Origin of the sequence: Streptomyces sp. NPDC002057 (genome assembly GCF_040296665.1) — a bacterium.
GTDB lineage: Bacteria > Actinomycetota > Actinomycetes > Streptomycetales > Streptomycetaceae > Streptomyces.
Genome location: NZ_JBEOXR010000041.1, coordinates 62,399 through 77,070, shown reverse-complemented (window position 1 = coordinate 77,070; position 14,672 = coordinate 62,399). Strand labels below are relative to the sequence as shown.

Genomic DNA, 14,672 nt, shown 5'->3' with positions numbered 1-14,672 from the left:
TATTTCTGCGTTGTGCTCTTCCTATCGGCGGGCGCGCACCCGGCGCGGGCCCCGGGGCCCCCCCCGGTGCCCGGCGACGGGGCGTACACCGCCCTCGGCATCAGCTCGTACGCCGCGCTCGGCGACAGCTTCACCGAAGGCGTCGGCGACGAGACCCCCGGTGGCGAGCCGGTCGGCTGGGCCGACCGGCTCGCCACCCGGCTGGCCCGGCACTCCCCCACCCCGGAGTTCCGTTACGCCAACCTCGCCGTCCGGGGCAGGCTGATCGACGAGATAGTCGAGGAGCAGGTGCCGAGGGTGCGGGAGTTCGCACCGGACCTGGTGAGTCTGTGCGCGGGCGGCAACGACATCCTGCATCCGGGCAGTTCGCCCGACGACATCGCCGCGCGCTTCGACGCAGCGGTCGCCGAGCTGACCGGCGCGGCCCGTACGGTCCTGGTCTTCACCGGCTTCGACCCCCGCGACACGCCGGTCCTGCGCAGGCTGCGCGGGAAGATCGCCGTCTACACGGCCCACATCCGCGCCATCGCCGACCGGCACGGCTGCGCGGTGGTCGACCTGTGGTCGCTGCGGGCGATCCAGCATCCGGGCGCCTGGAGCGAGGACCGGCTGCACCTGTCGTCCGAGGGGCACGAGCAGGTCGCCCGGCGGGCGGCCGACGTGCTCGGTCTTCCCCCGCGGCCGGAGCCCACCGCCGCCAGGGCGCCGGAGCACCGCCCGTGGCCGGCCGAACAGCTCCAGGATCTGCTGTGGTTCCGCGCGCACTTCCTGCCCTGGCTGGCGCGGCACCTGCGCGGCCAGTCGGCGGGCGACGGCATGCGGCCCAAGCGTCCCGACCTCGCGCCCCTGGGAAAGGCGACGGCCCCGTGACCGCTGACGATCCGTTCGCCCCTCAACGGCCCTGTCGGCCCCACTGACGTCCTGACGCCCGGCCGCCGTTCGTGCGGAACGCCCGCCGGCGCCGTCGGGACTGCCGAGGCTGCCGGGTGGACCCGGTCTTCCCCCACCGGGTACCACCCGGCTCCTTGCGGTCGTTGTTCACACAGGGGCTCACGGGATTTCGTCCCAGCCTCCGCTAACCTACTCGGAGCATATTCCGACTTTGAGTCGCTTCGGTCGCTGAGAGGAACACCTCATGCTCCCTGACCTGGGGAAATCGCCCAGCGACTCACCGTGTCGCAGCGAGACCGAACCCGCCGGCCGCCGCCCTGGGACGCCTCTGGACATCGCCCTGTGGTGCTCCCGGCAGGGGTGGCCCGTGCATCCTCTCGCGCCCCGTCGCAAGACACCCAGCGCCAACTGCAGGGAGTGTCAGGTCCGTACCCACCGACCTCAGGACTGTCCCTGCATCCCGTCCGGACGCTGGTGCCACGGCTTCCACGCGGCCACGACCGACGTCGCCCGCATCCGGGCCTGGTGGGGGCAGCAGCCCGGCTTCGGGGTGGGCGTGGCCTGCGGCAGCGCCGGTCTCGTCGTCATCGACGTGGACGCCCACGACGCCCTGCCGCCGCAGCGGGAACGGCTGTTGCCCGGAATCCCCATCCCCCCGGCCGTCTCGCTGAACGGGCTGCGCCACGGGTTCCACAGCCTCGCCCTGCTGGCCGCGCTGCGGGGCCAGCCCGATCCGGCCGAGGACACCGCCACCCTGCGCGTCCGCACCCCCTCCGGAGGCATGCACATCTGGTACACGGCGGAACCCGGGCAGGCATGGCAGTGCTCGGCCGGATCGAGCCCCTCCCGCGCACTGGCCTGGCAGGTCGACGTACGGGCCCACGGCGGGTACATCATCGCGCCCGGCACCGTCACCGACGCCGGGTCCTACACGGCGGTCGGGAGCGTCCGGCACCCCGCGCCGCTGCCGGCCTGGCTCGCCCTGGAGCTGGCCCGGACGGGTCACCTGCCCGCACTGCCGCCGCAGCGCGCCGGATCCCCCGTCCCCCAGCGCGCCCGCGCCGCCGTCATCGCCGCGGGCGGTGGCAGGGCCGTCGTCGGACGCACCCTGGCCACGGTCCTGGCCGCGGTGTCCGCCTGCGCCTCCGTCCCCGAGGGGGCCGCCTTCAGCGACAAACTCAACCGAGCCGCCTACACCGCGGGCGGGCTGGTGAGCGCCGGTCATCTGACCGAGTCCGAAGCCGAGTCCGCGCTGCTGGCCGCCGCGCTCCACGCCCGCCCCACGCAGGAACGGCGGGCACTGCAGCTCATCCGCAGCGGTCTGAGCGCCGGCCGACAGCGTCCCCTCATGCCGGGAGACCTCTCGTGACCCGCGTACCCGAGTCCCACGACGGACTGTTCGATCCGGCGGAGGTGGCCCGGCAGATCCTGCTCTCGACCCCGCAGCCGGCCGTGCCCGCGCAGGCGCCGGCCAGCGACGTGACGCCCCACGCGACCGAGCACGGTCTGCTGCCCGACAGCCTCAGCGACCGAGGCAACGCGAAGCTGTTCGTGGCCCTGTACGGGCGGGACTTCCGGCACGTCCCCGGCATCGGCTGGTACCGCTGGTCGGGGTACCGCTGGGCCCTGGACGAGGACGACACCGTCGTGTGGGCCGCCGGGGAGATGGCGGAGACCCTCGCCGAGAGCGACCCGATCGGCCGGCACACCACGGCGGACCTCCGCCGCCACAAGCGCCGTGCGCTGTCCACCTCCGGCATGAAGGCCATGCTGCTCCAGGCGAAGGCAGCACCCGGCATGGTGCTCAACGCCGCCCTGCTCGACGCGGACCCGTACGCCCTGTGCACGCCCAACGGGGTCGTGGACCTGACCACCGGTCAGCTGTCCGCCCCCGATCCGGACAAGCACTTCCACTCGCGGGCGACGAGCGTCTCCGCCCGCGCGATGTCCACGCCCCGGTGGAACCGGTTCCTCACCGACACCTTCGGCGAGGACGAGGACGGCCGGAAGCTGATCGACTTCCTCCACGAGCTCCTCGGATACTCGATCACGGGCGATGTCGGCGCACAGATCATGCCGTTCCTGTACGGGCAGGGGAAGAACGGCAAGAGCGTCCTGCTGGACGTGATGGTCAAGCTCCTCGGGGACTACGCCGACGCCGCTCCCCCCGGGTTCCTGATGGCCCGCCCCTTCGAGGGGCACCCCACGGACCTGGCGGAGCTGCACGGCCGCCGCATCATCGTGTGCTCCGAGCTCAAGCCCGGTGACCGCTTCGACGAGGCCCGGGTGAAGCTGCTCACGGGCGGCGACCGGATCAAGGCCCGCCGGATGCGGCAGGACTTCTTCAGCTTCGACCCGACGCACAAGCTCTGGCTGCTCGGCAACCACCGCCCCGAGGTCGGGACCGGCGGATACGCCTTCTGGCGCCGTATGACGCTGATCCCGTTCGAGAGGGTCGTCGCCACGGACCGTCAGATCGACAACCTCGCCGACGTCCTGGTCACCGAGGAGGGGCCGGGCATCCTGCACTGGCTGATCGCCGGGGCCGGCCGCTACCTCGACGGACCCCGCGACCTGACGGGACCGGACCAGGTCCGCACCGCCACGACCGCCTACGCCGAGACCGAGGACCACACGGGGCGCTTCCTCGGCGAGTGCTGCACACTGCACCCCGCGATGCGCGCCGAGCAGCGGCAGCTGTACAACAGCTACACGGGCTGGTGCCAGATGGAAGGAGCCAATCCCGTCTCCTCCAGGTCCTTCGCGGCCCGTGTACGTGAAACCATCGGTATCAGCACCCCCAAGCAGATGATCTTGTCGAATCAGCGGAAGTTCTACCCGGGCATCGGACTCAACACCGAAGGGGGCGAGACGGTATGAGCGCGCTCATCGATCCCGAGCAGCTCAGCTCCGAGACAGAACTCGTGTGGCTGGAAGACATCGCTCCTCTCGACTACGTACGCCAGACCCTCGACCGGCTCCCGACGCGGCGGGGGAAGCCCGCCTACCACCGGGCCGGCCGCATGGTCGGCTACGCGATCCTGGGCGCGGACGCCCGCTCCTCCCGCGCCTCGGGGACGTTCGTCCGCCGGGTCTTCTGGCTGCTCCCCCACGACCGGGACGGACAGCCCGCGGGGCTCTACGCGTCCGGCGCGCCCTCCGAGGCCATCGACCCGCGCACGGTGGCTCCCCGGATCAAGGGATACAAGACCCAGCGCTCCGAGGGCGGTCCGGAGTCGGCGGCGATGCGCGAGCTGGGCATCACGCTGCCCGAGGCCTGAGTCGCTGCGCCGGGTCGCTGCCCGCCGCGCCTGAGTCGCTGTCAGCGACCGAAACCCCGTGCCCAGCGACCGAACTCCTTCGGTCGCTGGGCACACGCACGTCCGGAACGGCTCCAGCGACTGAGGAAAACGGCCCCGGAGCGACTCTGAAGGGGTTCGGTCGCTGCTCGGTCGCTCCCACAGAAGTCCAGGTCAGAGCGGTTGCGGCCGTCCCATCAGCGACTGTAGCGACTCAAGGTCGGAGTTTATGAGGACATTCGCGTGCGCGTGTGCGTGTCATAGATACGAGCCTTGAGTCGCTTCAGTCGCTGTTTTGAAGGTTTTAACCCCTCCGACCTGGACTTCTTCAAAAGCGACCGACAGCGACTCAAGATTTCTCGGTCGCTGCTCTCCGAGTCGCTGCGCTTCCTCTGAGTAGCTGCCGCGTCCGGGCACGGACGAGGGCCGCGCACGGCGGGGGGTGTCGCCGTGCACGGCCCTCGGAGGGGGCTGCCGGGGTCTAGAAGAACTCGGTGTCCGGGTCGAGCCCAACCAGGACCCTGCCGTACGCCTCGAAGCCGCCCAGAGGCGCCATCAGGCCGTGCAGCGCGAGCCCCTGGATGTCCCGGTGCACCCGCTGGAACGGCTGGGAGCGCTGGATCACCGAAGCACCGCTGACCGAGTGCAGGGTGTCCACGGCCTCCTTGGCCAGCAGGACCGCGTACGTGATCTGGCTGCGGATCTCCACCCGGTCGTTCATGGACATCCGCTCACCCGCGTCGGCGGCGGCCTGCATGCGCAGGGTCCAGCTGTCGGCCAGCGCCTGCGCCGCGGAGATCTTGTTCGCGGCGGCCGCGACCTGGAACTGGATGTGCGGGTGCGCCCGCTGCTCCTCCCAGTGGGTGTAGGCGATGCCCTTGCCCGGCAGCCGGTCCAGGAACAGCTCCAGGCCGGCGCGGGCCATGCCCAGGTAGGCCGCCGCCGACAGGGCCATCACGTACGCCGTGAGGCCGTACTCCCGGCCGCTGCCCTCGGTGTGGGCCCGGTCGCCGACCTGGCCCTCCAGCACCTCGAAGCCGTCCACGACCCGGTGCGCCGGGACGAAGAGGTCCTTGACGGACGAGGTGACACTGCCGGTGCCCGAGGCGGAGGAGACGTCCCAGTCGTCGGCGAGGGTCATCTCGTCGGCGCGGACCACCGCGTAGACCTCCTCGTGCACGTCGTCCGAGCGCTCGACGAGGGCGGCGAGGATGTTCCAGTCGGCCCCGCGGATGCCGGTGTTGAAGCGCCAGCTCCCGTTCAGGACGAAACCGTCGTCGGTGCGGGTCGCCCGGCCGGTCGGCGTGAAGCCGCCGGAGACCTTCAGGGAGCCGCCGCTGGTGCCGTAGATCTCCTCCTGGGCGCGGTCGGGGTACTGGGAGATGATCCAGGCGCTGGAGATCCAGGCGTTGGCCACCCAGCCCGTGGAGCCGCAGCCCCGGGCGATCTCGGCGACGAGCGCGAACTGGTCGGCGAGCGGCAGGTCGAGCCCGCCGAACCGCAGGGGAACCGCGGACCGGAAGACCCCGGCCTGGTCGAGCAGTTCGATGTTCTCCTGCGTGAGCCAGCCGCGCTCCTCGGTCGCGCGTCCGTTCTCACGGAGGGCCTGCACGCCCTCCCGAACGGCTTTCAGTACGGTGCCGGCGTCGATGTCGACGGTGGCCATCCTGCCTCCTCTGCCGTGAATTCATCCGGTCCGCCGACTGTACTGCCGGTTCATTCGACTACTTCCGGAATTCGCTCATATCTCGCTCATTACCGGGACTGTCAATTGATGAGCGCCCGGTTACCGATATCTGGGAATCTTGAAGCTTTTCTCGGCCGGGTAGGGGCCCGGCGCGGGCAGAGGCCGAATCATCTGCCCGCGCCGGGAGTCGTGCGACGGGTCCGCGACCGGGTCAGCGGCGGCTCTCGTCGGTCCAGATGCGGCTGCTGAGGTCCGAGCCGCGCAGCACCTGCACCCGCCACGGGTCGATGCGCAGGACGTGGTACTTGGGATCCTCGGGGCCGCCCCGCCAGAAGTTGAGCGGGTTGTACCCGACGCCCGCCGGGCTTCCCTTGCGGTAGAGGTCCCAGGCGTACTGCCGGGTCTCCTGGTCCTCGGCCCACGTCGAGACGCTGTCCACGAACACCGCGTTCTGCCGGGGGTTCCAGTACGAGTACGTGGTGTGCGGGTTGTTGGCCAGATGGGCCACCTTGACCGGCGTCTTGTAGGCGGCGAGCCAGCCGACCGGCTTTCCGTCGACCACTTCCCAGATGGGGAGCAGGACACGGGCCCGGGGCCGGGACTTCTTGTCCACTGTGATCATCGTGCAGTAGACGATGTCCTGGATGTAGGAGAAGAACTTGTCTTCGATTTCCGAGAAGGATTCCACGGTGGTAGCCATATCGATTCCTCTCGGCGTCCGATTGTCGATGGCATTCTCTGAAGGGGTGGGGAGACCCCTTCTGGTATCAGAATGCAGCACGGCCTCCGGTCGCGGAAGAAGGCACTTTGAAGTCACCTACTTCTCCTGCGGTTACCGTGCCTTCCACCGCGTGTCCACCTTCAGGGGTGCAGGCGGAATCGGTCCACGACGGCGGCATAGCTGTCGCCGCCCCGGCCGCCCGCGAGCGCCTCGTCCACCAGGCCCCGGAAGAACCGCGGCAGCGAGACGTCCACCCCGGCCGCCTCGCTCTCCTGGACGAGGTGGTCCATGGCGGCGGCGTGGGTGTCGAGGGTGGCGTCCTTCGCCACGGGGGCGCCGGCGTCGATCTGTTCGGCGTAGGCCGAGACGAACTCGGTGATCGAGGAGATCCACCGGTTGGCGAGCACGGCGAAGTCGGCGGCCGGGACTTTGGCCGTCCCCACCAGGGCCGCCCCGTGCAGGAAGCTGTTCAGGACGCCCCACATGATGTGCAGGAGGGCCACGTCGTGGAGGGCCGCGATCCCGGGATCGGTGCCGAGGTGCAGGCAGGTGCCCAGGTCACGCAGGACGGGCAGGTGCCGGAGGTAGACCTCCTCGGCCCCGCTGTGGAGCAGGACGGCCTCGGGGCCTCCCATGGACTGCGGGACGGCCATGATCGCCCCGTCGAGGTAGGAGGCGCCGTGGTCGGCGGCCCAGGCGGCGAGCTCGCGCGCCTGGTCGGAGGTGCTGGACGTCAGGTTGACGACGGTGCGCCCGCGCAGGGACTCCCCCAGGGGGTCGAGGACGGACCGGACCGCCTCGTGGTCCTTGAGGCAGACGATCACGAGGTCTCCGCTCGCCGCCAGCGCGGCCGCCGCGGTGGGCGCGACCCGGGCGCCCTGGGTGATCAGGTCGCCGTCCCTGCCGGGGGTCCGGTTCCACACGGTGGTGGTCCGTCCGGCCCTCAGGTGCGCGGTGGCGATGGCCCGCCCCATCAGGCCGAGACCCAGAATTGCCACGTCCGCTTCGGTGTCGGCTCCGTCGCGGATCACCGAAGCCGCCTCGTTGTCGATCATGAATTTCACCTTCTCTTTTTCCTGGCCTGTCCCGCCCGGGAAAAAATATTCCCGTCACGCACTGCTCAAGATTCTTTCAAGGGACTGGTGAGAGAGTGGCGGAAAATCTGCGGGAAGTGCATCACAGGCCTTCCGGCGCGTCAAGGATTGCCAACCTGATTCGGCCCGTGGGTATTTCCGAATGAACGTCAAACCTTGGAGCGGGGGGCAATGAGGTTCAGATTGCTAGGGCCGTTGGAAGCGATATCGGCGGACGGGCCCGTTGCCCTGGGTGGGACGAAACAGCGCGCGACACTCGGCTATCTGCTGCTGAATGCCAACCGCGTGGTGGCCACGAGCGAGCTCGTCGAGGCCCTCTGGGAATCGGAGGACGTTCCGGCCACGGCCCGGAAGATCCTGCACAACGCGATATGGGGACTCCGGACGATTCTGGCCGAAAACACCGGCCCCGGAAACCACGCCGCCCCCGAGCTGGTGACCAAGGCGCCCGGCTACATGCTGCGGGTCGACCCCGACGACGTGGATCTGCTGGTCTTCCGCCGATGGGTGGCCGCCGGCCGCGCCGAACTCGCGGCGGGAGCGCCGGAGGAGGCCTCCCGGCGGCTGAGGAAGGGCCTCGACCTGTGGGGAGGGCCGCTCCTGGCCGACCTCGCCGAGTCGGGCATCGCCTGGCCGGAGCTCGACGCGGCACGCCGGGACCGGCTCGACGTCCTGGAGGACCTCTTCGAAGCCGAACTGGAGTGCGGTCGCCACCATTCGATACTCGGCGAGCTGACGATGATGGCCGAGGCGGAGCCCTGGCGAGAACGGGCGCGCGGGCAGCTGATGCTCGCGCTGTACCGCTGCGGACGGCAGGCCGACGCGCTGAACGTCTACGAGCGGGTGCGGTCCTCCCTGGTGGAGAACCTCGGCCTGGAACCGGGCCACGGTCTCCGTACGCTCCAGCACGCGATCCTGACCCACGACCCCGCGCTCGCCGCGGACGCCACGACTCCGCCGCGCGAGGCCCTCGCCCCGGTCCTCGCGCGGCGGCCCCCCGCCGAACAGCCCGCCGCCGCCCCGCTCGTGGTGCCGCGTCAGGGCGGCACGGCCGTGACCGAGCGGATCCCGGTGAGCGCGCTGCTCGTGGGACTGCGGATGGACAGTCTCGACGAGGTGTCGCCCGGGGAGATCGAGACGGCCCTGCACACCGTCGAGGACGTCATCACCCGGTTCGGCGGCACCGTGGTCGCCGCGATCGGATCGCTCACCCTCGCCCTGTTCGGTGTCGACGGGCCGGGCGACGACGATCCCGAGCGGGCCGTCCGGGCCGCCCTGGCGCTGCGCGAACGGTTCTCGGTCGACACGCAGACGGCGCTCAGGGCGGCGGTGACCACCGGCCGGGCCCTCGTCCGCCTCAGCCCGGCCGCCGAGGCCGGCCGTCCCTCGGCCGTGGGCACGCTCCTCGACGACGGCCGGGCGATGCTGGGGCGCGTACCGGACGGCGACGTGTGGATGAGCGGTGCGGCGCGCCTCGCGACCGCCGCCTCCGTCGCGGCGAAGTCGGCCGACGACTCCTCCGACGCGTGGCAGGTCCTGGGCCTCCTCGGCGACGAGGCCGCGTTCCGTACCGACCGCGAACACGAACTGGGGGTGCTCAACGGGCTGCTCGACTGGGCCCGGCACAGCTCGGTCCCCCACCTGGTGACCGTCCTCGGCGCGCCGGGGGTCGGCAAGTCCCACCTGCTGGCGGAGTTCGAGCGCAGCATCGCCGTGCAGTCCCCGGCGCCGGTGCGGGTCCTGACCGCGCGGGCCACCGGCGAGGGCGAGCCGCTCGCCGTGGCGGGAGTGATCCTCGCCCGCTACTGCGGGGTCCTCGCCGAGGACGCGGTCGAGGTCGCCCGGGCCAAACTCGCCGCGGCGGTCTGGCGGTTGCCCATGGCCAAGGCCCGCCGCGCCCAGATGTACCGGCGGCTCCTGCCGCTGCTGCCCGCGGGGGGCACCCCGGTGGACCCGGCCGACCGGAGCGAGGTCCTGAACGTGTGGGCGGAGCTCCTGACGGCGGCCGCCGCGCTCGAACCGGTCGTGGTCGTCGTCGACGACGCCCACCGGGCGGCGGACGCCGTGCTGGACCGGCTCGAATCGCTCTCCGACGGCGCCGGTACGGCTCCGCTGCTCGCCGTCGCCACGGCCCGGCCGGAGCTGCTCGACCGCCGGCCCGGCTGGGGCGGCGGCAAGCACCGGGCGTCGACCCTGACGCTGCTGCCGCCGCGGACGGACGGGTCGCCGGTGACGGCGGCGGCCCGTCCGCAGGCGCCGTGGCGCGGGCGGAGGATCGCCGTGTGAGGCGGTGCGTCACCGTGAAGGGGCCCCGCCGGACGACCGGCGGGGCCCCTTCGGGTCGGACTCCGGGGTTCAGACGTTCCAGACGCCGCGCGCGGCGGCGTCCTTCACGAAGTCGGAGAAGTCGCGGGGCTCACGGCCCAGCACGCGCCGGACGGTGTCGGTGGGGACGGCGTTCTTGTTGTCGCGGATCTGGGCGACGAGGTCGGCGACGAAGAGGGCGTAGTCGGCGGGCACGTCGTAGCCGACGAGCTCGTCCACGTAGGCCTGGTGCTCGACGGGGACGTAGCGGATGTCGCGGCCGGTGGCCTGGGCGATCTCCTTGACGGCCTCGTCCAGGGTGAGGGCGCGGGCGCCGCTCAGCTCGTAGGTCTGACCGGCGTGGCCGTCCTCCAGCAGGGCCTCGACCGCGACGGCGGCGACGTCCTCGGTGTCGACGAACGGCTCGCGGCCCGAGCCGGCGGGCAGGGCCACCTCGCCGGCGAGGACGCCGTCGAGCAGGACGCCCTCGTCGAAGTTCTGGAAGAACCAGTTGGGCCGCAGCACGGTCCACTCGGCGCCGGACTCCTGCACGGCGCGCTCGCCGGCTATCAGCGACTTGCCGCCGACGAGATCGGTCACCCGGGCCTGGAGCAGCACGATGCGGCGCACCCCGCTGCCGACCGCGAGGCCGGAGAGCTCGCGCAGCGCGGCCTCGGCGTCCCAGGCGCCGGGCTTGTCCTGCGCGTCCACGAAGTAGGCGACGTCGGCACCGGCGAGCGCGGGCTCCCAGGTGCTCTTGTCGTCCCAGTCGAAGCGGACGTCCCCGGAGCGGCTGGCCGCGCGGACGGTGGCCCCGCGCTCCTTCAGCCGGTTCACGACGCGGCGGCCGGTCTTTCCCGTACCGCCGAGGACGAGGACGGTGGTGTCGGTCATGGCGAGATGCCTTCCTGCACAGAGGGATGTACGAGATCACTCACGGGGACGTACGAGATCAGGGGGGTGTACGGGATCAGGGGTTGTACGGGATCGCCCGGGGGCGTACGAGACCGGGCCGCCCGCGCGTGCGGGCGGCCCGGTCTGGCCTGTGCGGCCGGTCTGTTCCGGTCAGCCGGAACGGCGGCTCACAGGAACGGGGTGTCCGGGGCGAGCCCGAGGATGGCCCGGCCGTGCACTTCCTGGTTGGTGTTGAAGGCGAACAGGGCGTGCAGGGCGAGGCCCCGGATGTCCCGGTGGAAGCGCTGGAAGGGGACGTCGCGCAGGATCACCGACGCGCCGCTGGCCTCGAACAGCTCGTCGACGGCCTCCTTCGCGAGCTGGATGGCGAAGGCCGCGGTGCCGCGGGCGGCGGCCCGCTCGTCCACGGACGGGCTCGTGCCGGCGTCGGCGTGCTCCTGCAGACGGCGCAGCCAGTTCTCCTGGAGCGCCTCGGCGGCCGCGATCTTGTTGGCGGCGACGGCGACCTGGATCTGGGTGACCGGGGACTGGCTCTGGTCGGTCCAGGAGGTGTAGGTGATGCCGCGGCCCGGGAGCCGGTCGAGGAACAGCTCGTAGGCCCCCTTGGCGATGCCGATGTAGGCGGAGGCGCCCTGTGCCATGAAGAAGGGGACGAACGCGTAGTTGCGGCCGGTGGCGCCGGTGTTGGAGCGGTCGCCGGTGGTCCCGCCGAGGATCTCGATGAGGCTGACCACGCGGTGGGCCGGGACCGTCACGTTGTCGGCGGTCGCCGTCGAGCTGCCGGTGCCGGCGCCGTAGGCGGCGTGCCAGTCGTCGGCGATGCTCAGCTCGCTGAAGGGGACGAGGGCGGCGAAGGGGGCGGGGGTCCCGTCCGGGCCGACGAGCAGGGCGGAGAGCAGACCCCAGTTGGCGCCGCGGGCGCCGGAGAGCCACTTCCAGGAACCGCTGAGGGAGTACGAGCCGTCCTCGTTCGCCGTCAGGGTGCCGGAGGGGGTGAAGCCGGTGGAGACGCGGACGGCGCCGCCGGCGTACACCTCCTCCTGGGCCTTGTCCGGGAAGAGGCTGGGAACCCAGGAGCTGGACACCCAGATCATCGAGACCCAGCCGGTGGCCGTGTCGGCACGGGCGATCTCGCTCAGGATCCTGACCTGGTCGGCGACCGGGGCCTCGATGCCGCCGAAGCGACGCGGGACCGCCAGGCGGTACACGCCGGCCTTGTCGAGCAGCTCTATGTTCTCGTCCGGGATCCAGCGACGCTCCTCGCCCGCGGGTCCGCTCTTGCGAAGCGTGTCGACGAGGGCTGTCACCTCGTCCAGCACCGCGGTCACGGCACTGTCGGTCGTGGTCATCCTGTCTCCTCAGAATTTGCCACAGCAACTTTACGGCGCGTATTTCCTGCGCCGACGGGCATTCGTATTCTCTCGGAAGAGGGGTCACGTGCAGGTAATTCGATGCTCTCGAAGAAATTGAGCGTCCGGTTACCGGGGAACGGGGTCCGCGCAGGAGACCGAAGAGGGGGAAGAGGGGGAGGGAGAACCGGAAAAGGAAATGGCATTGCCCTGGCCAACCGGGGCATGGAGGCCAGGGCAATGCGGCTCGCGCGCGGTGCGGCGCGAGGTGGGGGGACCTACCGGGACGCCTCGACGCGCTGGGCCGTGTCGGGAACCTCCACGGCGGCGGGCTCGGCGTCGGTCGCGCCGGCTCGGCTGCGGAGGCCGAAGGCGCTGATGAAGGCGGCGATGAGGGCGGCGACCAGCGGCACGACCAGGGCGGCCTGGTAGCCGTCGAGGAGCGCCGCGGGCGAGGTGCCGTCCGTGGCCGCGATGTTGACGGCCGCGACACCGGAGAGACCGAGGGCGGCGCCGAACTGGAAGGACGTGTAGAGCAGACCGCCCGCGACGCCCTGCTCCTCCTCGGCGATGCCGTCGGTGGCGACGATGGTGAGCGGTCCGTAGGCCAGGGAGAACGCCAGGCCCAGGATGATCAGGCTCGGGAACATCGCCAGGTACGTCCAGTCCGCGCCGACCGGCAGGAACAGGGCGTAGGACAGGGCGGCGAGGAGCAGACCGCCGAAGATCACCCGGGCGTTGCCGAACTTGGCCACGAGCTTGGGGGTGAGGGTCGGGGAGAGGATCGCGTCCACACCGATGACGATGAGGGCGAAGCTGGTCTGCAGGGTCGACCAGCCGCGCAGCTCCTGGAGGTAGAGCACCGCGATGAACTGGAAGCCGAAGAAGCCCGCCGCGAAGAGCATGCCGGCCAGGTTGGAGCGGACCAGCGAACCGTTGCGGAAGATGCCCAGGCGCACCAGCGGCGAGGACGACTTGCGTTCGACGGCGATGAAGATGAGGAAGAGCACGATGCTGGCCGCGATCGTGCCGATCGTCCAGGCGGCGGAGACGTGCGTGGCGCGCTCGACACCGAAGACGAGGAGCAGGATGCCGCCGGTGACGGTGATCGCGCCGGCGAGGTCGACGCCCTGGCCGGTACGGTCCGGACGCGCCGACTTCGGGATGAGGGCGATCGCGGCGATGAGGATCAGCAGGCTGAGGATGACCGGGGCGAAGAAGACCCAGCGCCAGTTGATGGCGGCCAGCAGACCACCGACGACCAGGCCGATGGAGAAGCCGCCGGCGGCGGTGCCGGAGTAGACCAGCAGGGCCTTGTTGCGCTGCGGGCCCTCGGCGAAGCTCGTCGTGATGATGGACAGACCCGCCGGGGTCATGAAGGCGGCGGCGACACCGGTCACGAAGCGGGCGACGATGAGCATCCAGCCCTCGGTGGCGAAACCGCCCAGACCCGAGAAGAGCAGGAAGACCACGAGCCAGAAGACGAACATCTGGCGGCGTCCGAACAGGTCGGCGGCGCGGCCGCCCAGCAGCATGAAGCCGCCGTAGCCGAGCACGTAGGCGCTCATCACCCACTGGAGCATGCCGGTGGACATGTCCAGGTCCTCGCGGATCGAGGGCAGGGCGACGTTGAGCATGGCCACGTCGATGCCTTCGAGGAAGATCGCGCCACACAGCACGAACAGCACGCCCCACGCGCGCCCGCTCATGCGGTCGGTGCCGCTGCTCGAGGATTGCAGTGTGGACACAGAATTTCTCCTTGTACGCGAAGGGATAGCCATAGGGAATCAGCCGCATTGTTGCGGCAGGTGCTTGGAGTTCCCTTGAAGTTCGCGTGAGAACGCGGCAGGCTTGGGGCGAGTTGCAAAGAAAGCGCCTTGTACCGGTTCCCACTTGTAACCACTGGCATCATGCGGCACGGTGGGGAACCATGGAAGAACGCACTTTAAAGTCACCAAGTCACTGCACGGGTACCGAGCAGGACTACGACGTACGCCAGTGGGACGCCCGTGAGGGATGCGAGGTGAGGCAGATCCTCGACCGCGTCGCCGACAAGTGGTCGCTGCTCGCCATCGCGCACCTGGAGCGCCAGACACTGCGTTTCTCCGAGCTGCGCCGCCGGATCGAGGGCATCAGCCAGCGCATGCTGACCGTGACGCTGCGTCAGCTCGAACGGGACGGCCTGGTCCGGCGCACGGTGCACCCGGTCGTCCCCCCGCGCGTCGAGTACGAGCTCACCCCGCTCGGCGCGACCCTGCACACCACGATCAGGGCCCTGGTGGACTGGACGGAGAACCACCAGGAGGAGATCGCCACGGCCCGGGCCGCCTACGACACCCGTCTGGACGCCCTGGAAGCGGCGAACTGAGCCCGCCGCCCAGGGCGTCGTCCCGAGCGCGTCCGACAGAACTC

General features: G+C 70.8%; 12 protein-coding genes. 6 read left to right on the top strand and 6 right to left on the bottom strand.

All coding sequences use genetic code 11. The features are described from left to right. The first annotated feature begins 66 nt into the window (after nt 1-66). The 4 genes from ABT129_RS27045 to ABT129_RS27030 all read left to right on the top strand — a co-directional run bounded on the left by ABT129_RS27045 (nt 67) and on the right by ABT129_RS27030 (nt 4,172). Nucleotides 67-870, top strand: a complete 804-nt coding sequence (locus ABT129_RS27045) for an SGNH/GDSL hydrolase family protein (RefSeq protein ID WP_351906792.1) — start codon at nt 67-69, stop codon at nt 868-870. A 388-nt stretch (nt 871-1,258) separates the two neighbouring features. Continuing rightward, nucleotides 1,259-2,260, top strand: coding sequence for a bifunctional DNA primase/polymerase (locus tag ABT129_RS27040; protein WP_351906788.1), 1,002 nt, complete (start codon nt 1,259-1,261; stop codon nt 2,258-2,260). Beyond that, complete coding sequence (locus ABT129_RS27035; RefSeq protein WP_351906786.1) at nt 2,257-3,771, top strand: DNA primase family protein; 1,515 nt, start codon at nt 2,257-2,259, stop codon at nt 3,769-3,771. The genes ABT129_RS27040 and ABT129_RS27035 overlap by 4 nt, the downstream gene beginning before the upstream one ends. Then, nucleotides 3,768-4,172: a DUF6009 family protein gene (locus ABT129_RS27030; protein WP_351906784.1), complete on the top strand. Its 405-nt coding sequence runs from the start codon at nt 3,768-3,770 to the stop codon at nt 4,170-4,172. Before ABT129_RS27035 ends, ABT129_RS27030 begins: the two co-directional genes overlap by 4 nt. A 499-nt stretch (nt 4,173-4,671) precedes the next feature. Here the strand turns inward: ABT129_RS27030 and ABT129_RS27025 are convergent, their stop codons facing one another. The 3 genes from ABT129_RS27025 to ABT129_RS27015 all read right to left on the bottom strand — a co-directional run bounded on the left by ABT129_RS27025 (nt 4,672) and on the right by ABT129_RS27015 (nt 7,653). Further along, on the bottom strand, nt 4,672-5,856 hold the full coding sequence (locus ABT129_RS27025) for an acyl-CoA dehydrogenase family protein (protein ID WP_351906782.1): 1,185 nt from the start codon (nt 5,854-5,856) through the stop codon (nt 4,672-4,674). A 232-nt stretch (nt 5,857-6,088) separates the two neighbouring features. Further along, nucleotides 6,089-6,577 (bottom strand): pyridoxamine 5'-phosphate oxidase family protein, encoded by a 489-nt coding sequence (locus ABT129_RS27020; protein WP_351906780.1) that lies wholly within the window; start codon nt 6,575-6,577, stop codon nt 6,089-6,091. 161 nt (nt 6,578-6,738) lie between these two features. Then, a complete protein-coding gene (locus ABT129_RS27015; protein ID WP_351906778.1) occupies nt 6,739-7,653 on the bottom strand; it encodes an NAD(P)-dependent oxidoreductase in 915 nt (304 codons plus the stop codon). A gap of 324 nt (nt 7,654-7,977) precedes the next feature. Here ABT129_RS27015 and ABT129_RS27010 point away from each other — a divergent pair, with 324 nt between their 5' ends. Beyond that, nucleotides 7,978-9,978, top strand: a complete 2,001-nt coding sequence (locus tag ABT129_RS27010) for an ATP-binding protein (protein ID WP_351906776.1) — start codon at nt 7,978-7,980, stop codon at nt 9,976-9,978. 69 nt (nt 9,979-10,047) lie between these two features. Here the strand turns inward: ABT129_RS27010 and ABT129_RS27005 are convergent, their stop codons facing one another. The 3 genes from ABT129_RS27005 to ABT129_RS26995 all read right to left on the bottom strand — a co-directional run bounded on the left by ABT129_RS27005 (nt 10,048) and on the right by ABT129_RS26995 (nt 13,969). Next, the gene (locus ABT129_RS27005; RefSeq protein ID WP_351906774.1) at nt 10,048-10,890 is read right to left on the bottom strand and encodes an NmrA family NAD(P)-binding protein; all 843 of its coding nucleotides are present in this window, start codon (nt 10,888-10,890) and stop codon (nt 10,048-10,050) included. Nucleotides 10,891-11,078: 188 nt separating this feature from the next. After that, nucleotides 11,079-12,260, bottom strand: a complete 1,182-nt coding sequence (locus tag ABT129_RS27000; protein ID WP_351906772.1) for an acyl-CoA dehydrogenase family protein — start codon at nt 12,258-12,260, stop codon at nt 11,079-11,081. A 278-nt stretch (nt 12,261-12,538) separates the two neighbouring features. Continuing rightward, nucleotides 12,539-13,969, bottom strand: a complete 1,431-nt coding sequence (locus tag ABT129_RS26995) for an MFS transporter (RefSeq protein ID WP_351906790.1) — start codon at nt 13,967-13,969, stop codon at nt 12,539-12,541. A gap of 221 nt (nt 13,970-14,190) precedes the next feature. Here ABT129_RS26995 and ABT129_RS26990 point away from each other — a divergent pair, with 221 nt between their 5' ends. Then, complete coding sequence (locus ABT129_RS26990; RefSeq protein WP_351906770.1) at nt 14,191-14,628, top strand: winged helix-turn-helix transcriptional regulator; 438 nt, start codon at nt 14,191-14,193, stop codon at nt 14,626-14,628. The last annotated feature ends 44 nt before the right edge of the window (nt 14,629-14,672 follow it).